The following is a 20,079-nucleotide window of genomic DNA, read 5'->3' as shown; positions in this document are numbered from 1 at the left end:
TAAAGAACATAAGCTTATGATGTTACTAACTTGTATCAATTATTGAGTGAGCCAAAAATATAAAATTAGAAAATTTAACGCTATTTTTGTGGCAAAGCGTTTTAAAAAACTGTCTGATGTCATACCCTATCGTTAAATAAAGGCAGTGAGTCAGTTTAAGAGAGTGTTATGCCGTTTAGTTGGTTAGATATTTCGTCAATTTTGGTGTTTTGGGGCTGTTGGGTAGGTTATACAATCTTTGCCCGAAAAAAAGCCAAAACGACAAATTGTATCGCACGTTGTTTACACCAACACCGCATTCACTGGATGTACGAATTAATGACTCGCGATATTCGAGTAACAGAAGCTGCATTATTAGCCAATTTAGAGCGAAATATTGCGTTTTTTGCCTCGACTTCTTTACTGGTAATTGCCGGTGTTTTAACTTTGTTTGCTCAAATTGAGCGCTTAGAAAGTGTGATTGCATCATTACCATTTGCTGATGCCTCAAATCACTTAGCTATCCAGCTAAAACTTGCGCTGGTGACGTTTATTTTTGTAGTGGCATTTTTCCACTTTACTTGGTCAATGCGCCAATATGGTTTTTTAAATGTGATGGTTGGTGCTGCGCCAATTGATATTGATGGTACTAACGAAAATTTGCGCAGTTATGCGAAACAAATGGCAGTAGTGCAAGATCAAGCGGCGCATTCGTACAATTATGGTTTACGCTCTTATTATTTTTCGTTAGCAGTGCTGTGTTGGTTTTTCCATCCGTTGGCTTTTATTGTTGCCAGCTTGTTTGTGGTTTACACCTTATATATTCGAGAGTTTAAATCAAAAGCTGTAAGAGCGATCACCGTAGGCCAAGATTTGTTATGGGATGAGCGAGAGCGCAAATCTGTGCAAATGGCAAATGACAACCCGACTAAAGCATCAATAAAATAAAGCGTCAAATAAGACCTCAATTAACCCTAACCGATCATCTAATAAAATAGTTATGTCCGAGCAGTTTCGAAATTTTAGTGTCAGTGATTTTGACCAATATGATTGCGTTAAGTTGGCGAAAGTGCTTTACGTCGCCATCGCCTTCTTACTGCGAGGTTATTTAGTATGGCTGATGTCAGTCACTAATTTTAATGATCGCATTGGCGTAATTCAGTGGGTATACCCTGATCAACATATGTTTTATGTCAACTTGATATCAGGCAGCCTAGGGCTATTAGTTGTATTGCTGATCAGCCTACGAAGGCCGAACGCTAGTCAATGGGTTAAACGTTTTTGGCCATATACAAAAATGCTGGTTATTGCTGCGATTGCGGTTGATATGATGGTGTTGATTATCGCTTATTACCTTGATTTGTTAACCAGTGCAAGCAATCTGCTTGTGCAAGTAGTGACTGGCGTTATCTGCATTTTGCTAGTTATGACCAGTCAACGGCTCAAGATTAATCTAAGAGAGTTTCCTGAGCCATTACCCGAGCGTTAATCATCGTTTTACTAATACGTAGACTAATTGCTATTTCAGTTTGTCCGTGCCAGATAGTGGTATTTGTAAATAATGCTTATGATTCGATGCTGGCGGCGGTAGTTCACCGGCACGAATATTTAATTGTAGCGAAGGGTAAATTAGCCTAGGAACTGCTAATGTGCCATCGCGTTGTTCGCGAGTTTTGATATATTCTTGTTCAGTAATCTCTACCGCAATCTGAATATTATTGGCTTTTTGCTCGGCCACCGTACAGCAATACGCCATTTCCCGACCTTCAGGCATATAGTCATGACACATATATAAGTTAATGTTATCACCAAGCGCGTAAATTTTTTGGATCGACTGATATAGCGCTTGTGCCGAACCATCGGGGAAATCGCATCGCGCTGAACCAGAATCTGGCATAAATAAGGTATCACCGACAAAAGCATTACCTGCAATAACATAAGTGACACTGTCTGGCGTATGGCCTGGCGTGTCTATCACTTCAAAATTAAATTGCCCTAGTTTAATGGTGTCTCCCTCTGCAACGAGCTGATCGAACTGGCTACCGTCATTAGCAAATTCCGATAAATTGAACAGGGTTTTAAAGGTGGTTTGTACTGAGGTGATATTTTTTCCACAGACTAATTGACCACCTAATTTAGCTTTTAAATAACTTGCGGCTGTTACATGATCGGCATGAGCGTGAGTTTCCATAATCCAGCGCACGCTTAGGTGATTATTTAGCACAAAATCAATAATGCGCTGAGCAAATTCAACATCGAGCTGCCCAGAAAAAATGTCAAAATCAAGTGCAGGGTCGATAATCGCGCACTCGTTGGTTTCAGTACAATGCACGACATAAGTTAAGGTATAGGTATCATGATGAAAAAACGGGGTAATAATAGGTTGCATAGAGACGGTGTCGATAATTTTTGATTTTAGGAATATGTTATGTATTTTCGTTATAAAGCGGTGTAGGTCAAGTACAAATAGTAAATAACCTAAAGTTTAATACCTTACGTAATACTTTATAACTAGCCACCAAACCCTTCATCTACAGGTAAATTCTTACCGCTTGCAGCATCGCGAGCTAATTCGTCACAGCGCTCATTTTCAGGGTGGCCGGAATGGCCTTTAACCCACTTCCACTCTACGTCATGGCGTTGTACTTCTTGATAAAGTGCTTTCCATAAATCCACATTTTTAACTGGTTGCTTACTGGCCGTACGCCAATTATTTTTAATCCAGTTATGGATCCAACTGGTAATTCCTTGGCGAACGTATTGGCTATCAGTGGTAATGGTGACCTGACATTTTTCTTTTAATGATGCTAACGCTTTAATTGGTGCTAGCAGCTCCATACGGTTATTCGTGGTTTCTTTAAAGCCGCCAGAAAGCTCTTTTTTGTGTTGTTTATAAATTAATAGTGCACCATAGCCGCCAGGACCTGGGTTACCTAAACATGAGCCATCGGTATAAATTTTTACGTGCTTTTGCATTTATCTATGCCTTTTCTTTTAACAGAGCTTTTTGGAATATTTTGAAGCGGAATGTCGACTTCTTTTATTATTCTTTTATTATGGAGTCAAACGAGTGTAACCTTGTTATTATCCTATGATTTTTCTTTATAATGCCAGTAATTATATTGGCAGCAAATTAGGCTAGGCAATTTGTGACTGAATTAAACAAAGCGAAACGGTTGGTAATTCTTGATACTGAAACTACCGGTATTAACCCGAAAGAAGGGCACCGTATTGTTGAAATTGGCTGTGTTGAAATGGTTAACCGCCAATTAACTGGGCGTAATTTTCATGTATATATTAATCCGATGTTCCAAATGGAGCAGGAAGTAATAGATGTTCATGGATTAACTAACGAATTTCTTGCTGATAAGCCGTTGTTTCACCAAGTGGCAAATGAGTTTATTGAATTTATTCGCGGCGCTGAACTTATTATTCATAATGCTCGATTCGACGTAGGCTTTATGGATCATGAATTTGCCTTGGCGAACCGCGGTTTACCTATGACTGAAGATATCTGTAGCGTAACCGATACGTTAAAGGTATCAAAAGACGAATTTGGCTCACCTAAAACCCTCGACTTTTTAGCTAAGCATTATCGGGTTGATAAGTTAATAGACCGTACTTACCATGGGGCGTTAATTGATGCCCAGCTATTAGCCTACGTCTACATTGAGATGACGCGTCGGCAAGAAACGCTTAACTTAAGTTCAGATGATAGTAACGGTAATGATACAGCAGGCGCTATTCGTCGGTTAGCCGCAGAGCGCCCGCCGTTAAAGATTATTCAGGCATCGGCCGATGAATTAATAGCACACCAAGAAAGGCTTGCTGTGATTGATGAAAAAGGGGGAGTGCCTATATGGCCAAAATAACCTGGTCAGCAGCAATGATGTCGTTGCTGATTTGTGGTCAAACGTTTGCTCAACAGCAAACAGAAATTGAACGAGTTGACGTTAGCAATTATGGTGCTAGCAATACCAGCTCTCCTATGAAAATGCCTAGCCCAGAAGTTGATTACTACGATGTAGACAATGTGACTAATCAAATACCGTATTTTGATAACAGATTTCGCATTGATGCTCAGCTTGATGAAATCACCTTATTATTTTATCGAAAAGCGGGGTCGCCACCGGTTATTTTAGTGCGCCCAGACGGTAGTAAAATCAAAGTAAATCAACTTGATGATAAAACCGTGCAATGGTTTGATGATCTTACTTTTGACATGATCAACATTAAAAAGCCGATGCCAGGTCCTTGGCAGGCAATTGGTCAAATACAACCTGGCAGCCATATAATGGTGATGTCAGAGGTTCGTATAGAAGTAGAGGCGTTACCTGATATTTTATTGTCAGGCGAAACCATTAAAATTACCGGCAAGCTTTATAATGGTGCGAAGGCGATAGATACGCCAGCCTTTAAAGATGTTATCCGGGTAGATGTAGACTTTTTTAGCACCAATAATTCCGCGTACGACAATTTTGGTGCAGAGCCAGTTAAACTGACTACGTTTCGAGATGACGGGCGAAACCTCGATGAATATGCCAACGACGGAATTTTTACCGGTGAATTTACCTTAAACTTTGCACCCGGTGAATGGGTACCGTTATATTATATTCGTTTACCTATGGCTAGCAGGGAACTTAGACAGAAACCAGTAATTGTTGAGCCATCACCCATAACTTTAAGTGCAGAGCCATCGTTAGATATTGATAAACCGCATAAGCTACTGCTAGATATTAATACTGCATTGGTAGAGCCAGACAGTATGGTATTCCAAGGGAAAATAACTTTTCCAGATCGCCAAGAAGAGCCGTTTTCAATAATGGAAGGTAGCGGGCCACAACGTGTTTTTGATATTAGCTATACAGAGCCAGGTATTCATCGAGTTAAAGTTAGCGCCTTCGGCCACACAGTAAATGGCAGAGAGTTTAGGTTAATAGTGCCTGAGTTTACCTTTAATGTTGAACGAACCGCTGAACAATTAATGACAATAGTTGGTGAAAACGGGGAAATTATCGAAGTAGCACCAGAAAACGATGAAGTTTTTGAGGAAGAGTTGTTACCGCCGAAATTGACACTTGCCGAAGAAATGGAAATTTTTAAGCAAGAACAAGAAGCCAGAAGGGCAGAAGAGCAAAAACAAAGCTTAACCTTTATTGTGATTGCCAACGCAATTGTATTAACCTTGGCAGGTCTAGTGGTAGGTTATATATGGTGGAGCCGTAGAAAGAAAAACGTGTAATCACACGAAAGTAAATGGATATTTGTTGCTAATTCAATCGCTTTGTTTATCTATTGCGCAGTTGAAAAATAATATAAAAAAAGTGGTTGACGGATAGCATTCATCACCGTATTATTCTGCCCGCATTCAACGAGTTGTTGTTGATTAGCAGAGTTTTAAACGCGGAGTGGTAGTTCAGTTGGTTAGAATACCGGCCTGTCACGCCGGGGGTCGCGGGTTCGAGTCCCGTCCACTCCGCCACTTAAAATTCTGTACTTTGCATTATCTGCGGAGTGGTAGTTCAGTTGGTTAGAATACCGGCCTGTCACGCCGGGGGTCGCGGGTTCGAGTCCCGTCCACTCCGCCACTTAATGTAAAGAAGCTAAAATTGCGACATTAGCGAAAGCTATATGCGGAGTGGTAGTTCAGTTGGTTAGAATACCGGCCTGTCACGCCGGGGGTCGCGGGTTCGAGTCCCGTCCACTCCGCCACTATGTTGCAACAAAGCTGACAATATTTGTCGAATAAATACTGCGGAGTGGTAGTTCAGTTGGTTAGAATACCGGCCTGTCACGCCGGGGGTCGCGGGTTCGAGTCCCGTCCACTCCGCCACTATTTATTCAAAAACTTCATTTTAAGTTTTTCTCAAAATACTTCTCTCAACATTTGTTCTCTCAACAAAAATTCCAATACTTCAGTTATTTAAATTTTTGCTTAGCCCTAAGTAAAAATAATTATTCAAATTATTATTTCAAGTAATTATTACAGGTGATTATGTCATTTGTATTGCACGGCTTGTACTTGTTAAATACCTAGGCCTTGGATTCAGCACATTAATAATAGTTGAATTAGGGGGTAGTATCTAAATCGTTAGCGCTGGATTTCGGTATGAGTTGTTTTTTTTAAGGTTACTTTGCGTTTTTTTAGTTAGTACAGCAGATATACCATTCTAAACTAGAGCCTTTCTGAGCTAAGTTATTGAGAAATTTAGCAGTAAGTGTGTGGGTATTATTGTTGAAGCCTTAAAACAAACATACGTTAAGTTACGATGAACTTTGTTGATTTAGTGTGGTTTTAACCGGCGATTCCAATTCGTTTTGACGATATAGTTTTTCGATCACTAGATCTTTTTGTTGCCATTGCTGATTTAACCATGATTGAAATGAGGTCTTGTATACAGGATCATTATCATAATCACCTATTAACGCTTCACTTACTTCAATTTGCTCAACCTGAACAATAATTTTAGTCAAACGGCCACATAACATATCTTTCATCACATGACCTGGATTCTCTGGGTATAACAGGGTGACATTTAACACTTTATCAAATTGCTCACCTAAAGTAGCCAAGGTAAAGGCTATGCCGCCAGCTTTAGGCTTTAATAAATAATTAAATGTACTTTGCTGTTGTTGATGTTTTTTACTGGTAAAGCGAGTGCCTTCTACAAAGTTGATAATGGTTGTCGGATGATCGCGAAAGCTTTGACAAGACTTTTTAGTCGTTTCAATATCTTGCCCTATAAGCTCTGGGTGTTTAGCAAGAAACGCTTTACTATAGCGCTTCATAAACGGCATATTTAACGCCCAACAGGCCATCCCTAAAAACGGTACTTTTTTCAGTGATTCTTTTAAGAAAAACTTAGGCTCAGGTATGGAAGTTCGCGCAAATTCTGCAACCACTAAAATATCTAACCAGCTTTGATGGTTAGCCATTACTAAATACCAAGCATCTTTGTTTAGTTGATCTGCACCAGATACTTGCCATGTAACATTATTGGTTAAGCGAATGATTAATGTATTGTTGTAAGTCCATAAGCGATAAAAGGTATGCATAGGACGGTATAAGATACGGTGAAACCATTTAAAAGGAATAAGGAGCTTTAACAATCCGCCTAAAAAAACGAACGAGCCACTAAAGGCTAAATTGAATGAAAATAAAACAAATGAAACCGGCAAGAGAATAAAGCTAGGTAACCAAGACAGCATGTTTATCACTCCTTAACTTTATGTTTATATGCTTAATTTACTTTCAGCGAATGTTACTTAACAAAAGACTATTTTAACCGCTATTTGTTAATAACTGTACTGTTATGTTTGTTACATATGTACGCTGAAAAATTTGTAATTTCTAAGTTTTATTAATTATTTCATATAAATAAATGAGTACTTCCAACGATGTTTAATCATAAAAAAACCTGCCGAAGCAGGTTTTTTAAATAGGAGCATTTGCTTAATTAGCTATTAAGTTAGGCAGCATGCTCTTGTTTTTGTGATTTTTCATCTAACATGGCTTTATTCGCCGGTAAGTCGTAAGGGTCAAAATCATCAACATCGATAGCGGCTTTTCTACCTTTTTCAGCTCGGATCAGCAATTCTGCTTCTTGCTCGGTAATAGCTTTGGCAGCTAAGCCTTGCTCTGCAACTTCATTTAAACGATAGAAAGGTAATTTCTTACCAATGGCACGGCAAACTTTATCAAAAATTGGCTCTACCGCTAAAATATCATCTAAGGTTTGCTCAAGGATACCAAGCGTATTGCCTTCTTCACGTGTTAAATACTGGCCTTGTCCGATGCGATTACGGGCAGCGCCTGGCGTTTGTAAAATACGTGATACGGCGTGATCAAGCTTGTCTGATGGTTTAGTTAACCAACAGCCAAATGGCAAGATAATCGCACGCAACATAAAGGCAACAGGTTTACTAGGGAAGTTTGCGATTAACTCGTCGATAGCTACCTGAATTTTATATAAGCTATCTTCTACCGCCCATTGCATAAGCGTGACATCGTCAGCTTGACGACCTTCGTCGTTAAAGCGTTTTAATGTAGCAGAAGCCATATATAAATGACTTAAAATATCACCTAAGCGTGCAGATACACGTTCACGACGCTTAAGGTCACCGCCTAAGCTTAACATCGCAATATCAGATAACATGGCTAAGTTAGAGCTAAAACGCGTCATTAATTGGTAGTAACGACGTGTGCTATCGCTATAAGGTGCATTAACAAAACGAGCACCAGAGATTGACATCCATAAGCTACGGAAGATATTGCTGGTGGCAAAACCAATATGACCAAATAACGCATGATCAAACTCATCTAACGCTTTGGTTGCATCCGTGTTACCAGCAGCTTGTAATTCAGCAAGCACATAAGGGTGGCAACGAATAGCACCTTGACCATAAATAATCATACTACGGGTAAGAATGTTGGCACCTTCAACGGTAATAGCAACTGGAGCGCCTTGATAACCACGTGCTAAATAGTTACTTGGCCCCATACAAACGCCTTTACCACCGTGAATGTCCATAGCGTCAGTTACCGATGCACGCATTTTTTCGGTTAAATGGTACTTAGCAATGGCTGAAATAACCGACGGCTTTTCACCTAAATCAATTGCGCCGGTAGACATGGTTGTTACCGCATCCATTAAGTAAGCATTACCGCCAATACGTGCTAACGCTTCTTCAATACCTTCCATTTTACCAATTGGTAATTTGAACTGACGACGAATGCGACTGTATGCGCCAGTAGCTAACGCAATTGATTTAACACCGCCAGCACTGGTTGAAGGTAGGGTAATAGCACGACCAACCGATAAACACTCAACTAACATTCTCCAACCTTGACCAGCCATTTCCGGGCCGCCAATAATGTAATCAAGCGGGACAAATACTTCATTACCTTGGGTTGGGCCATTTTGGAATGGTACGTTTAGTGGGAAGTGACGGCGACCAGTAATTACGCCATCTAAATGCGTTGGAATTAATGCACAGGTAATACCTAAGTCTTTTTCTTCACCAATTAAACCGTCAGGATCATAAAGTTTGAACGCTAAACCTAATACTGTCGCCACAGGTGCTAAAGTAATATAACGTTTGTCCCAGGTAAGTTTCATACCTAGTACTTCTTTACCTTCAAATTCACCTTTGCAAACAATACCGAAATCAGGAATTGCACCAGCGTCAGAGCCAGCTTCCGGGCTTGTTAGGGCAAAACACGGAATTTCGTCACCTTTTACTAGGCGCGGTAAGTAGTAATTTTGTTGCTCTTTGGTGCCGTAATGTTGCAATAATTCACCAGGGCCTAAAGAATTAGGAACACCTACGGTACTGGCTAATACAGAGCCTTGACTGGTGAGTTTTTGTAATACGCGAGATTGAGCATAGGCGCTAAATTCTAACCCGCCATACTTTTTTTTAATAATCATCGCGAAGAATTTATTATCTTTTAGATATTGCCAAACTTCAGGCGATAAATCAGCACGCTCATGAGTGGTTTCCCATTCATCAGCCATTCGACAAACTTCCTCAACCGGACCGTCAAGAAAGGCTTGTTCCTCTGCTGAGAGCCTTGGTTTAGGGAAGTTATGTAATTTTTTCCAATCGGGATTACCGCGAAATAGGTCCGCTTCAAACCAAGTGGTACCTGCGTCAATCGCTTCTTTCTCGGTACGAGACATTTCCGGCATAATGCCTTTAAACAAGTTAAGTAAAGGTTTACTAATAAACTCTTTTCTAAAACTGCTGATGTTTAATGGTAATGCAATCGCGGCGAATATAATCCAGCCAACAATTGATACAACTTGAAATACAGAGCCTACCACCATCAATATAGCGAATATTGTAGTGTAGGTTGTTAGTGCAGCTCGGGTATAAGCCAAAAACCAGCTGATAATGAATACGCTGGCTAACCAAATTAAAGTTTCCACTTTCTTATCCTTAACTGTAAGAGGTCAGACCACATTAGATTAGATCGAACATACAACAAATTCAATCAATATTTCTGCATTGGTTAACAAATAAAATAACCTTGGGCAGTACATAAACATTTGTTCGTGTTATAAGTATAGCTCGTAGTCACGTGAGATAAATTAGGAGATAAATCGCGCTATGTGTGAGTTGTTAGCGATGAGTGCCAACGTGCCAACAGATATTTGTTTTAGCTTTTCTGGTTTAATGCAGCGCGGTGGCAATACTGGGCCGCATCGAGATGGCTGGGGTATCACTTTTTATGAAGGCAAAGGCTGTCGCAGCTTTAAAGATCCAAAGCCAAGTGCTGAGTCAAAAATTGCGCAACTTGTGCAGGAATATCCAATTAAAAGCGAATCCGTGATATGTCATATTCGTCAGGCAAATTCAGGTAAAGTTTGTTTGGAAAATACTCATCCCTTTATCCGCCAAATGTGGGGGAAAAACTGGACGTATGCCCACAATGGTCAATTAGCGGATTTCAAACAACACCTCGCGGTAAAAGCACATATTCCCGTTGGCACAACTGACAGCGAACATGCGTTTTGTTGGTTGTTAGATCAACTGCATTACAAATTTGGTGAACATGAGCCTGACACTAAAACCTTGTATCAATTTATCGCAGAATGCGCGTTAACTATTAATAAACTCGGGGTGTTTAATCTTATTTTATCTGATGGTGAATACCTGTTTGCGTACTGTTCAAACAATTTACATTGGATCACTCGAAAAGCTCCTTTTGGTGAAGCGCGATTAATTGATGCTGAAGTGACTATCGACTTTCAAAAAGAAACAACGGATAAAGATATTGTCACTGTGATTGCAACACAACCACTGACCAATAATGAACAGTGGCATAAAATGCAGCCCGAGCAGTGGCATTTATTTAGGCAGGGTGTAACGGTCATGCAAAGTAGCTAAAGCAGAGTAGCTAATGCAACTCAGTTAAAGCAAAGCTGTTAAAATGAAAATTGACCGAAATACTAATAAAACAAAATTAATAAAGTAATCAAGCTGTGTGAGCAAAGCGTTAACCTACTACTTTATTTTCGGGTAATTAGTCGTTAACTTCGACTGCGGTTAACTGAGCTTCAAACTGCTCTACATTGCCTTTGATTTGATAAAGCTTTACTAATAAGTAGTTTAATTCAGGGGCAAACCAAGCATAAGTAATACGCTCTTTATCGATAACTTCGCGCTTTAATCGAATGGTTTTAACTACGCCGTAAGGCAACATGAGATCTTCTTCACCATCGTACTGATACACAGTATTTTTAATTGAGCCAGAAGTACTAATTACCGGGTAAACAAAGTGCTCCTGTTTAGGGTGAGCAATTAAATGCAGTCGGTTTTGGAAGTGATAACTGAGTTTGTCTTGAATATTAACTGGAAAATTAACTTTTTTAGTACGTTTTCTATCAATGTCTTTAGCAATATTATTTTCGATATCATATTGCCACTCGTAATATTTATCCTTACCTGTACCTTCACGCTCAAAAATGTAGTGATAAGGCGTAACTTTTCCATCATCTAAATAAAATATTGATGTTTCACTACGCTTATCGGAAAAGATCAACCATTCAATATCGGTGGAATAGCTATATTTGCCTTTACCGTCGGGTAGGTATTCAAATGTTCGGGTACCCGTGCCAACAGGCTTAGATTTATGCAATATGCTATAGGTGGCGGTAAAAGGCTTAATAACAGCAGATGTTGTCGCGTTCTTTTCAGTAAGATTCGCAGTTAAGTTTTCTGCAGAGCTATCGGTTACACTTTCTGTTGAGACTTGGTGACCGAAAACCAAAGGGCTCATTAATAACACTGACAAAACTAACTTTTTAACCATCAAGATCTACCTATTTATTATTGTTATTAACTTGGTTTACTCATCATCGTTAGCATAACCTGATGCGGGTAAAACATTGCCATCTAAAATAGCTTGTTTATTGTGCATAGACAAACGGTTTTGACATAACCATTTAACTACCAGTGGATAAATTTTATGTTCTTGCTCATGCACTCTAGCAGCTAAGTCATCAGCTAAGTCACCGTCAAATATTGGCACTTTTGCTTGTAAAATAACAGGGCCACCATCTAATTCTTCGGTAACAAAATGTACACTAACACCATGAACATCGTCCCCAGCATCTATCGCACGCTGATGAGTATTTAGTCCTTGATATTTAGGCAGTAAAGAGGGGTGGATGTTTACCAGTTTACCTAAGTAATGTTGAACAAATGCCGGCGTTAAAATACGCATAAACCCTGCAAGTACGACAATGTCAGGTTGGTAAGTATCGATTGCTTCAATAAGTGCTAAATCATAGTCTTCGCGACTAGCAAATTCTTTATGAGATAGGGTTGTAGTGGCAATGTCTGCCTGTTCAGCGCGCGTCAAACCATAGGCATCAGCTTTATTTGATAACACACCGACAATTTCACCTGGGTAGGTATCTGCATTGCAGGCATCTATTAATGCCTGCAAATTAGTGCCACTGCCGGATATTAATACGACAATACGACTAGTCATCGAAAATTATTCCTTTTCGATAATAACTTGTTCTTCACCTTCAGCTTTATTGGCAATAGCACCGATATGCCATGCTGTTTCGCCGTGTTGATTTAAAATCGCCAAGCTTTGCTCAACGGCTTCTGCTGGTACAACGATAATCATACCAACACCACAGTTGAAGGTACGGTACATTTCATGAGTAGTAATGTTGCCGTTTTCTTGTAACCAGTTGAAGATTGTTGGCCATTGCCATGAGCTTTCGTTGATCACGGCTTGTGCGTCACTAGGTAACACGCGCGGAATATTTTCCCAAAAACCGCCACCTGTAATATGTGATAGGGCATGAACATCAACTTCTTTTAATAACGCTAATACTGATTTAACGTAAATTTTAGTTGGTTCTAATAAGTGCTCGCCTAATGCTTTACCGCCAAGTAATTCGTTAGTATCAGCTTTGCTTACTTCTAACACTTTACGAACTAATGAGTAACCATTTGAGTGAGGACCAGATGAAGCTAAGGCAATTAATTGATCGCCTGCAGCTACTTTTTGACCATCTAGCACTTTAGACTTTTCAGCTACACCTACACAAAAGCCTGCAATGTCATAATCGCCTTGGTGGTACATGCCTGGCATTTCAGCGGTTTCACCACCAACTAGTGCACAACCTGCTTGTACACAACCCTCGGCAATACCTGCAACAACATTTGAAGCAACAGTGACATCTAATTTTGCCGTTGCGTAATAATCTAAGAAGAATAGCGGCTCAGCACCTTGAACGATTAAGTCATTTACACACATAGCAACTAAGTCGATACCTACGGTATCGTGCTTTTCTAAATCAATGGCTAAACGTAATTTAGTACCAACGCCGTCAGTACCTGCAACTAGTACAGGCTCTTTATAACCTGTTGGTAATTGGCAAATTGAACCAAAACCACCGAGTCCGCCCATAACTTCTGGGCGAGTTGTACGTTTAACTGCTCCCTTAATATTTTCAACTAGCTCATTACCAGCGTCGATATCTACACCAGCATCTTTATAGCTTAGGGATTGCTTTTGTTCGCTCACGTGAAACCTCAAAGTGTTCAAAGGATTTTTGAAAACGCATATTCTACCAGCGCCTGACTTTAGATAAAATCTTTATCAGAAATTATTTTTTATAATGAAATATTTGCTCGGTATTGTGATAACATTCGCTTTATGAAATTGATTCAATTAAACAAAATGTTGAAGCCTTTATTTTTTCTTATCTCGCTTTTATATGGTACTTTTGCTTTTGCCGTAGAAGTCACTGATCTTTATCAAGCAAAGGTGCTTGTTGAGGGGCAAACAACCAGTCAGCGTAACATTGCTATTAAACAGGCGATGGCAGCGGTTATTCTTAAAATTGGTGGTCAGGAATCAGTACTGAATGACCCAATAATTAAGCAAGAACTGAATCGTTATAATCAATATGTTACTAAGTATCGTTATGAACGTATTGAACAAGCCCTGTATTTAATCGCAACATTTAATGAAAACAAAATTAATCAGCTATTTCAGCAGGCTAATTTACCTATATGGGGTAATTTACGCCCTCAAATATTAGTTTGGTTGGTGTTAGAAGATAACTTATCTCGTAGTATTTTGTCTGAGTCTAGCCAATCAACGCTACCTGCTCAGATCGCTCAATTTACTGAAAGTCGAGGTTTACCAACGTTATTGCCTTTAATGGACTTGGAAGATAACCTAAAAATAAATGTAACCGATTTTTGGGGGCGTTTTAGCGATGAAGTACAACTGGCTTCAGCTCGTTATTTCGCAGATGCTAGCTTGATAATTCGTTTATCAAATAGCAGCTTAGTCAGATCAAAAACCGATAGCCAAGATTGCCAAGGCGTGATTTGCCCAGACAACGTGCAATATGCCATGGATTGGAGTTTGATAGGTGAGCAGCAACTGTTTGGCTCGTTAGTTGAAGGTAACGACCCTAATGAACTATTAGATATTGTGTTAAAAGAGGTGGCAAATACGGTTTACCAATTCTATGCCAGCTCGACTGAGTTTAGTAATGAATTGCTGATTGATGTGGCTAATATTGATTCGTTAACAACTTATGTTCAGGTTTACCAATTTTTATCTCAGTTGTCTGCTGTCGAGTCGGTAACTTTGGTCCAAGCGTCACAAGAAAAGCGTCGATTCAAACTGTCCTTACTTGGTGCTAAAAAGGCATTATTGGCGTCACTTAAATTAAATGACCAGTTACAGCAGTACGTTGACCCATTAGCTGGCGCTGAGCCAATAGAATATCCATTGTTTTACTGGAGACGCTAGTGAAGCAAGATGCACAATTAGCACTTTCTGTGCAGTTGCCAGATGATGAAACCTTTGACAGCTTCAAAGGACAAACGAATGCATCTGTTGCTAAGATATTGGCTGACTTTGTTGATAGCGCTCAAACTAGCGGTCAAACCAATAATGATGTCAATAGCTTTTACTTGTTTGGTGGCTCAGGTACAGGTAAGTCGCACTTGTTACACTCTGCTACGACATTGGCTGACAGTCTAGGTAGATCGTCGTTATGCTTGGCCATGTCAGACCTAACGGAATTGTCGGTAGAGGTTTTAGAAGGATTAGAGCATATCGACCTAATTTGTATTGACGATATTCAATTGCTTAGCGGCAAGCCACTGTGGCAACAAGCGGTATTCGATTTATTTAATCGTATTAAAGAGCAGGGCAAACAAGTTATTTTTTCAGGCAGTGAAGCGGTGAATACTTTACCAATTGAGTTACCGGATCTTAAATCCCGTCTAAGTTGGGGCTTAACAGAGCAGCTGAAGCAGTTAGATGAAACTGAAAAAATGGACATTGTGAGCTTTCGGGCGCTCAAGCGTGGTTTAACAATACAACCTGAGGTCTTAAAGTATTTATTTAATCACTTTAGCCGAGATATGAATGAGCTGATAGAATATTTAGATACGCTAGATAGACTTTCTATTCGAGAACAACGCAAAATTACCATTCCTTTTGTTAAAGAAGCATTAAAACACCGCGAATAACTTTGCTAAATTCAAAAGCCTAAATTAAAAAACCTAAGTATTAGGTTTTACTTAGGCTTTCGATAATTATTATGACAAGGTGCGTTTAAACTTCAATTTACTATGAATTATCGGTTTCTTTTTTCTTGCGAATACTTAACCCTAATTCTTGCCCGCGGTATTTTGCATAATAAGTACCACCGAAAAACATCATGCTTGCTAGTATCAACTCTATTGCTGGGTACACCTTGTTGGTAGACACCCATAAACTGGTTAAGCTATGTAAAAAATACCACATCACAATAAAGTTTGACCACGCATAGGTGTAAGGATTACCGGCAAGCAGCCCTTTAAGCGGAAATACTAGTGGCAGTACAAATAGGCAAATAGCTAAAATGGTGCCTAAGGAACTTGGCTCTAAAAAAACTAACCAAATCGGCATAAAAATAACTAAGCCAAAATAGCCAGCTAGTGCTATTTTGCGGTAGGTATGAGTTGCAATAGATTTCATTACCCGAATAACACTTCTACATTTTCAGGAGGGCGGCCAATAACTGCTTTTTCGCCTTTGACCACAATAGGACGCTCCATTAATTTAGGCGTAGCTGCCATAGCGGCAAACAGAGTGTCTTCGTCTGCATTTTTAAGATTTTGCTCTTTAAATTCTGTTTCTTTTACGCGCATCATTTCGATTGCTGACACGCCTAATTTATTTGCTAATACGATAAGTTCATCTTTAGCGAGTGGAGTTTTTAAATATTCAACAATTTCACATGCTTGATTAGCTTGTTCAATAAGGGCTAAAGTTTGTCTGCTTTTAGAGCAGCGAGGGTTATGGTAAATCGTTAACATGTTATCTCTCTGTTAAAACAATAAGTTATAAACGGGTTAATTTATCTTGTTGATCTTCAAACTGTAGAATTCTTGCTTTAATTCGTTTTCTAATTAACGGTTGCTCTTCGGCAAAATTATAAGCCGTTTGCAATTCATCAATTGCTTTAGGGTACGCCCCTAAAAGTGCATAAACTTCAGCTTTAGTTGTGTGCATCAACGCAGTTTTCCCCGCTTTTCGGTAAACCTCATGTAGCAAGTCATAGGCAACGAAATTGCCGGGTTTACTGATCAAAAAATCTTGCAGCACATCTTCTGCTAATTGATATTGCTTATCTGTTTGCAAGGCGTTGGCGTAATTCAACGCAACTACTTGGTTGTTTGGCATGAATAGGTTTAATTCACTTAACATGCTAATTGCTTTGTCGTACTTATTAAGTGCGATATAGGTATCTGTAAGTGCATCAACATAAAACAGGTTTTGTGAATCATTTGCTAACAGCAGTTCTAATATTTGTTCCGCTTGTTTAAACTCTTGCGCTTCAAAATAAGATAAAGCAAGCCCGTAATCAGCAGCGGCTCGATAAGCGTATTGATTTTGCTTAATACTGGTTTCAAACAGGATGATGTTATCTTTTGCGTTATTTTGATATCTGGCTTGGATCCTGGCTTTTGTTAACTCAAACTCTAAACTTGGTGGTAATTGAACCCTAGGATAGTTTTGAGCTCGTATTCTAGCTTCACTAATTCGTGCCTCGGGTAATGGGTGAGTTAATAGCATTGCCGGTGGCTTTGATTTATAGCGAAATTGTTCAGCCATTTTTCCGAAGAAATTCGGGGCACCCATTGGGTCAAACTGACTATTATATAGTAACGCGATACCAACTCGGTCAGCTTCTTTCTCGTTGCCACGAGTGTAGTTAAGGCTAGCTTGTTGGCTAGCGGCAATACTGGTACTTAACGCAGCCATGCCGACCGTTGGGTTTATTAGGGTTAAGAGTACGCCACCTAACATGCCTGCCATGGTTAACGGTTGCGTACGAGACTGTGCTTCTAATCTTCGTGCTAAATGTCGTTGAGTAACGTGCGAAACTTCATGCGCTAAAACCGAAGCCAGCTCACTTTCAGTGTCAGCAGCAGTAATTAATCCTGTGTGCACACCTACATGGCCACCAAAAAACGCAAAAGCGTTTAATTCATTGTTATTAATGATAAAGAAATCAAATTTGTAGTTCACATCTTGCGCATGTTTAACCAGTTGGTTACCCAAGTGATTGATATATTCATCTAGCACAGGATCGTGGAGTAGAGGTTGTGAAGCTCGCAGTTGTCGCATCATTGCTTCACCAACGACTTTTTCTTTTTCTATTGAAAGAATACTTGAACCAGCTGCGCCAATGTCTGGTAACTCATTTTTATTGTTTTGTTGGGCGAATAAATTGGTGCCAGTTATGGCTAATGCCATGCCGACACCAAGTATTACTGGCTTCAAGTTGTTCAAAGGGCTACTCTACCTCATCATTGATATTATCTAACATGCCAAGCGGTGCAGTATTATCTTTCCTGCTGTTAATTTCTTGGAAAAACTCGGCAAGGTTATAACCTCTGACCTCTTTAATATCAAAAGATTCCGCAAGAATATCAATTAATTGTTCAACTCTACGGTAGATATACTTAATCATTGCATAATCGGCTTCATCACCTTTTTGCACAATATAAATAACAAAGTTGGCTAAACTGTTGATGCGAAAAAGACGTCTGTCAGCTTCAGGTATCCAAGACTTAAAAGGGCAGTCAGGGTGATTAATCATATTTCGATTAACGCGTTCTCCAAGTACATTGGGGAAACAATGTAATTCGTAGCCCATTTCATTGTATACGTGTCTTAATGAAATCTTCGGCTTATATTGTATTGATATAATACCGTCTTTATCGCGAGTACCGCCTAATTTAGGCAAATTCCATCGCTCTTTATTGAGAATGTTAGTGTAACCACTTTCAAAACCATGGGTCAGAATACCGTCTAATTCGCCGACAGAAGTTGATACCATATGATAAATTGCCGGGACTTCGCCCCAGTTGAGCTTTTTCTTTAAGGCATTAATTTCTTTAAGCTCTGGGTTATTTGATAAATTTGACATAGATGAGAATATTTAAAATTCGAAAAAATTTAAAGTACGACAAAGATTGTATTCAATTGTCGCAAATTAGATAATCAAACAAAAGAGTAGTTCAGTAATAAAAATGAATTATCGTTACGATGCCCGCAAAGAAGTTTGTCCGTTACCTTTGGTAAAGCTACGAGTAAAACTAAAAAAAATGAAAGCAGGTGATAGCCTTACGTTAATTATCAGCGATAGCGGTTCAAAAAGTGACATTCCCAAACTGCTTGATAAGCTCAATCATGTTTATACCTCGACTATTGATGAAAATGGCAATCAACAATTAATAATTAAAATTAGGTAGCATTATATGTTTAAATTTTTTAAAGACTGGTATCAACGTAAGTTTTCTGATCCTCATGCAGTAACACTGGTAGTGATATTAGTTACCGCATTTTTGTCAATTTACTTTTTAAGCAGTTTATTAATGCCGGTATTTGTCGCCATTGCTATTGCCTTTTTACTTGATTTACCAGTCAATCGTTTAAAAAGTATCGGTATTAGTCACACCTGGTCAGTAACGCTGGTTGTTTCAGCATTTGCAGGGGTTTCGTTTGTGACCATTCTTGGTTTAGTCCCGGTGATTTGGCAGCAGGGTACAAACCTTTTACAAGAAGTACCAAACATGGTGCCTCAGGTTCGCAGTTATTTAATGACATTACCTGAAAAATATCCTGAATTCGTACAAGCGGAACAAGTTGAATTGCTGTTAAATTTCATCAAAGTCAAGCTGTTGTCTTGGGGTGAGGTTGCGGTGGAAGCGTCGCTAAACTCGCTGTTCAACTTAGTGGCTCTGATTATTTATCTTATCTTAGTGCCAATTATGATTTTCTTTTTTCTTAAAGATAAAAAAGAATTAATTGCGGGCATTAGCCGCTATATTCCTAAAGAGCGTCGAATGGCATCGCAGGTTGGTAAAGAAATGAACCAGCAAATACTCAATTACATTCGCGGAAAATTGGTAGAAATATTAATTATTGGTACGGCAAGTACTATTGCCTTTATTTTCTTAGATTTACGTTATGCGGTCTTGCTTGGTGTTTTAGTCGGTCTATCGGTACTGGTGCCTTATGTTGGCGCAACGGTGGTGACTTTCCCCGTATTATTAGTGGCGTTATTTCAATTTGGTGTTAGCCCAGAATTTGGTTATGTCATGTTAGCGTACGGTATTATTCAAGCGCTTGATGGTAACTTGCTTGTGCCGATCCTGTTCTCAGAAGCTGTAAATCTTCACCCTGTCACTATTATTATCGCGGTGATTTTATTTGGCGGATTATGGGGGTTTTGGGGAGTATTTTTTGCCATTCCGCTGGCGACATTAGTAAAAGCTGTGCTAAATGCATGGCCGAATACTCATGATGAGCTTAATTTACCAGCAAAATAAATAACCTATCCAGCAAAGCTCATTAATAAAAAAAGCCTCACTGCATTTTATTTCAGTGAGGCTTTTTTAATCTACTTATTAGTTTTCTATTGGCTATGTTCCCATTAACTGTTGTTGAATGCGAAATAGCTTGTTTTCATTAAGGTTTCCAGGAGCATCCATATACCTGAACCAACCAAGGTAATGATCAAGGTACTTTGTGGCGACTCCATGAAA

The 20,079-nt window shown here is 39.3% G+C and carries 20 protein-coding genes, 4 tRNA genes and 1 pseudogene; 13 read left to right on the top strand and 12 right to left on the bottom strand.

The genetic code is table 11. The annotated features are described in order from the left end of the window. The first annotated feature begins 168 nt into the window (after positions 1 to 168). Both ACOB82_RS12995 and ACOB82_RS12990 read left to right on the top strand, forming a co-directional pair. A complete protein-coding gene (locus tag ACOB82_RS12995; RefSeq protein ID WP_448213402.1) occupies positions 169 to 927 on the top strand; it encodes a DUF599 domain-containing protein in 759 nt (252 codons plus the stop codon). A 52-nt stretch (positions 928 to 979) separates the two neighbouring features. Beyond that, positions 980 to 1,468, top strand: coding sequence for a DUF2919 family protein (locus ACOB82_RS12990; protein WP_448213401.1), 489 nt, complete (start codon positions 980 to 982; stop codon positions 1,466 to 1,468). Positions 1,469 to 1,498: 30 nt separating this feature from the next. Here ACOB82_RS12990 and ACOB82_RS12985 read toward each other — a convergent pair whose 3' ends face one another. Together ACOB82_RS12985 and rnhA are read right to left on the bottom strand one after the other, a co-directional pair. Beyond that, on the bottom strand, positions 1,499 to 2,368 hold the full coding sequence (locus ACOB82_RS12985) for an MBL fold metallo-hydrolase (RefSeq protein WP_448213400.1): 870 nt from the start codon (positions 2,366 to 2,368) through the stop codon (positions 1,499 to 1,501). A gap of 122 nt (positions 2,369 to 2,490) precedes the next feature. Further along, entirely contained in the window at positions 2,491 to 2,955 is a 465-nt protein-coding gene (gene rnhA, locus ACOB82_RS12980) for a ribonuclease HI (protein ID WP_448213399.1), read from the bottom strand. 173 nt (positions 2,956 to 3,128) lie between these two features. On the opposite strand from rnhA, the gene dnaQ reads away from it, so the two are divergent. The 6 genes from dnaQ to ACOB82_RS12950 all read left to right on the top strand — a co-directional run bounded on the left by dnaQ (position 3,129) and on the right by ACOB82_RS12950 (position 5,812). Then, positions 3,129 to 3,851 carry a DNA polymerase III subunit epsilon gene (gene dnaQ / locus ACOB82_RS12975; protein ID WP_448213398.1) on the top strand — a complete coding sequence of 241 codons (723 nt, stop codon included), beginning with the start codon at positions 3,129 to 3,131 and terminating at the stop codon, positions 3,849 to 3,851. Beyond that, positions 3,839 to 5,221, top strand: coding sequence for a TIGR03503 family protein (locus ACOB82_RS12970; protein WP_448213397.1), 1,383 nt, complete (start codon positions 3,839 to 3,841; stop codon positions 5,219 to 5,221). The genes dnaQ and ACOB82_RS12970 overlap by 13 nt, the downstream gene beginning before the upstream one ends. A 163-nt stretch (positions 5,222 to 5,384) precedes the next feature. Next, a tRNA-Asp gene (locus ACOB82_RS12965) sits at positions 5,385 to 5,461 on the top strand. A gap of 29 nt (positions 5,462 to 5,490) precedes the next feature. Further along, positions 5,491 to 5,567, top strand: a tRNA-Asp gene (locus ACOB82_RS12960). 47 nt (positions 5,568 to 5,614) lie between these two features. Further along, positions 5,615 to 5,691: transfer RNA gene (locus tag ACOB82_RS12955), tRNA-Asp, on the top strand. Positions 5,692 to 5,735: 44 nt separating this feature from the next. Beyond that, positions 5,736 to 5,812, top strand: a tRNA-Asp gene (locus ACOB82_RS12950). A 431-nt stretch (positions 5,813 to 6,243) separates the two neighbouring features. On the opposite strand, the gene ACOB82_RS12945 is transcribed toward ACOB82_RS12950, so the two are convergent. Together ACOB82_RS12945 and fadE are read right to left on the bottom strand one after the other, a co-directional pair. Continuing rightward, the gene (locus tag ACOB82_RS12945; protein ID WP_448213396.1) at positions 6,244 to 7,188 is read right to left on the bottom strand and encodes an acyltransferase; all 945 of its coding nucleotides are present in this window, start codon (positions 7,186 to 7,188) and stop codon (positions 6,244 to 6,246) included. 260 nt (positions 7,189 to 7,448) lie between these two features. Continuing rightward, positions 7,449 to 9,911 (bottom strand): acyl-CoA dehydrogenase FadE, encoded by a 2,463-nt coding sequence (fadE, locus tag ACOB82_RS12940; RefSeq protein ID WP_448213395.1) that lies wholly within the window; start codon positions 9,909 to 9,911, stop codon positions 7,449 to 7,451. 181 nt (positions 9,912 to 10,092) lie between these two features. Between fadE and ACOB82_RS12935 the strand changes: the two genes are divergently transcribed. Continuing rightward, on the top strand, positions 10,093 to 10,872 hold the full coding sequence (locus ACOB82_RS12935; RefSeq protein WP_448213394.1) for a class II glutamine amidotransferase: 780 nt from the start codon (positions 10,093 to 10,095) through the stop codon (positions 10,870 to 10,872). A 136-nt stretch (positions 10,873 to 11,008) separates the two neighbouring features. Here the strand turns inward: ACOB82_RS12935 and ACOB82_RS12930 are convergent, their stop codons facing one another. The 3 genes from ACOB82_RS12930 to purM are packed head-to-tail and all read right to left on the bottom strand — an operon-like array spanning position 11,009 to position 13,534. Next, positions 11,009 to 11,797 carry a DUF3108 domain-containing protein gene (locus tag ACOB82_RS12930; protein ID WP_448213393.1) on the bottom strand — a complete coding sequence of 263 codons (789 nt, stop codon included), beginning with the start codon at positions 11,795 to 11,797 and terminating at the stop codon, positions 11,009 to 11,011. Positions 11,798 to 11,833: 36 nt separating this feature from the next. Further along, positions 11,834 to 12,481 carry a phosphoribosylglycinamide formyltransferase gene (gene purN, locus ACOB82_RS12925; protein ID WP_448213392.1) on the bottom strand — a complete coding sequence of 216 codons (648 nt, stop codon included), beginning with the start codon at positions 12,479 to 12,481 and terminating at the stop codon, positions 11,834 to 11,836. 6 nt (positions 12,482 to 12,487) lie between these two features. Beyond that, on the bottom strand, positions 12,488 to 13,534 hold the full coding sequence (purM, locus tag ACOB82_RS12920) for a phosphoribosylformylglycinamidine cyclo-ligase (protein ID WP_448213391.1): 1,047 nt from the start codon (positions 13,532 to 13,534) through the stop codon (positions 12,488 to 12,490). A gap of 156 nt (positions 13,535 to 13,690) precedes the next feature. Here purM and ACOB82_RS12915 point away from each other — a divergent pair, with 156 nt between their 5' ends. Together ACOB82_RS12915 and hda are read left to right on the top strand one after the other, a co-directional pair. Next, positions 13,691 to 14,779 carry a DUF2066 domain-containing protein gene (locus ACOB82_RS12915; RefSeq protein WP_448213390.1) on the top strand — a complete coding sequence of 363 codons (1,089 nt, stop codon included), beginning with the start codon at positions 13,691 to 13,693 and terminating at the stop codon, positions 14,777 to 14,779. Beyond that, a complete protein-coding gene (gene hda / locus ACOB82_RS12910; protein WP_448213389.1) occupies positions 14,779 to 15,507 on the top strand; it encodes a DnaA regulatory inactivator Hda in 729 nt (242 codons plus the stop codon). The genes ACOB82_RS12915 and hda overlap by 1 nt, the downstream gene beginning before the upstream one ends. A 100-nt stretch (positions 15,508 to 15,607) precedes the next feature. Here the strand turns inward: hda and ACOB82_RS12905 are convergent, their stop codons facing one another. Genes ACOB82_RS12905 through ACOB82_RS12890 form a run of 4 tightly spaced genes read right to left on the bottom strand, consistent with a single transcriptional unit; the run spans position 15,608 to position 18,458 of the window. Next, positions 15,608 to 15,997, bottom strand: a complete 390-nt coding sequence (locus ACOB82_RS12905) for a DUF2069 domain-containing protein (RefSeq protein WP_448213388.1) — start codon at positions 15,995 to 15,997, stop codon at positions 15,608 to 15,610. Further along, positions 15,997 to 16,338, bottom strand: coding sequence for an arsenate reductase (glutaredoxin) (gene arsC / locus ACOB82_RS12900; protein ID WP_448213387.1), 342 nt, complete (start codon positions 16,336 to 16,338; stop codon positions 15,997 to 15,999). Before arsC ends, ACOB82_RS12905 begins: the two co-directional genes overlap by 1 nt. Before the next feature lie 25 nt (positions 16,339 to 16,363). Beyond that, positions 16,364 to 17,818 (bottom strand): beta-barrel assembly-enhancing protease, encoded by a 1,455-nt coding sequence (gene bepA / locus ACOB82_RS12895; protein WP_448213386.1) that lies wholly within the window; start codon positions 17,816 to 17,818, stop codon positions 16,364 to 16,366. A gap of 4 nt (positions 17,819 to 17,822) precedes the next feature. Continuing rightward, entirely contained in the window at positions 17,823 to 18,458 is a 636-nt protein-coding gene (locus ACOB82_RS12890) for a hypothetical protein (protein WP_448213385.1), read from the bottom strand. A 103-nt stretch (positions 18,459 to 18,561) separates the two neighbouring features. On the opposite strand from ACOB82_RS12890, the gene ACOB82_RS12885 reads away from it, so the two are divergent. Next, on the top strand, positions 18,562 to 18,783 hold the full coding sequence (locus ACOB82_RS12885; protein ID WP_448213384.1) for a sulfurtransferase TusA family protein: 222 nt from the start codon (positions 18,562 to 18,564) through the stop codon (positions 18,781 to 18,783). 6 nt (positions 18,784 to 18,789) lie between these two features. Continuing rightward, positions 18,790 to 19,863: an AI-2E family transporter gene (locus ACOB82_RS12880; protein ID WP_448213383.1), complete on the top strand. Its 1,074-nt coding sequence runs from the start codon at positions 18,790 to 18,792 to the stop codon at positions 19,861 to 19,863. A 93-nt stretch (positions 19,864 to 19,956) separates the two neighbouring features. Here the strand turns inward: ACOB82_RS12880 and ACOB82_RS12875 are convergent. Then, a pseudogene (locus tag ACOB82_RS12875) lies at positions 19,957 to 20,079 on the bottom strand (IS1595 family transposase); the annotation flags it as partial.

Source organism: Colwellia sp. MEBiC06753 (genome assembly GCF_053470325.1).
This window is presented reverse-complemented; position numbering and strand designations above follow the sequence as displayed.

Coding starts and splice junctions, on each gene's coding strand:
- ACOB82_RS12995 (WP_448213402.1), top strand. CDS start 169: ATGCCGTTTAGTTGGTTAGATATTTCGTCAATTTTGGTGTTTTGGGGC.
- ACOB82_RS12990 (WP_448213401.1), top strand. CDS start 980: ATGTCCGAGCAGTTTCGAAATTTTAGTGTCAGTGATTTTGACCAATAT.
- ACOB82_RS12985 (WP_448213400.1), bottom strand. CDS start 2,368: ATGCAACCTATTATTACCCCGTTTTTTCATCATGATACCTATACCTTA.
- rnhA (WP_448213399.1), bottom strand. CDS start 2,955: ATGCAAAAGCACGTAAAAATTTATACCGATGGCTCATGTTTAGGTAAC.
- ACOB82_RS12970 (WP_448213397.1), top strand. CDS start 3,839: ATGGCCAAAATAACCTGGTCAGCAGCAATGATGTCGTTGCTGATTTGT.
- ACOB82_RS12945 (WP_448213396.1), bottom strand. CDS start 7,188: ATGCTGTCTTGGTTACCTAGCTTTATTCTCTTGCCGGTTTCATTTGTT.
- ACOB82_RS12935 (WP_448213394.1), top strand. CDS start 10,093: ATGTGTGAGTTGTTAGCGATGAGTGCCAACGTGCCAACAGATATTTGT.
- ACOB82_RS12930 (WP_448213393.1), bottom strand. CDS start 11,797: ATGGTTAAAAAGTTAGTTTTGTCAGTGTTATTAATGAGCCCTTTGGTT.
- purN (WP_448213392.1), bottom strand. CDS start 12,481: ATGACTAGTCGTATTGTCGTATTAATATCCGGCAGTGGCACTAATTTG.
- ACOB82_RS12915 (WP_448213390.1), top strand. CDS start 13,691: ATGTTGAAGCCTTTATTTTTTCTTATCTCGCTTTTATATGGTACTTTT.
- ACOB82_RS12905 (WP_448213388.1), bottom strand. CDS start 15,997: ATGAAATCTATTGCAACTCATACCTACCGCAAAATAGCACTAGCTGGC.
- arsC (WP_448213387.1), bottom strand. CDS start 16,338: ATGTTAACGATTTACCATAACCCTCGCTGCTCTAAAAGCAGACAAACT.
- ACOB82_RS12890 (WP_448213385.1), bottom strand. CDS start 18,458: ATGTCAAATTTATCAAATAACCCAGAGCTTAAAGAAATTAATGCCTTA.
- ACOB82_RS12885 (WP_448213384.1), top strand. CDS start 18,562: ATGAATTATCGTTACGATGCCCGCAAAGAAGTTTGTCCGTTACCTTTG.
- ACOB82_RS12880 (WP_448213383.1), top strand. CDS start 18,790: ATGTTTAAATTTTTTAAAGACTGGTATCAACGTAAGTTTTCTGATCCT.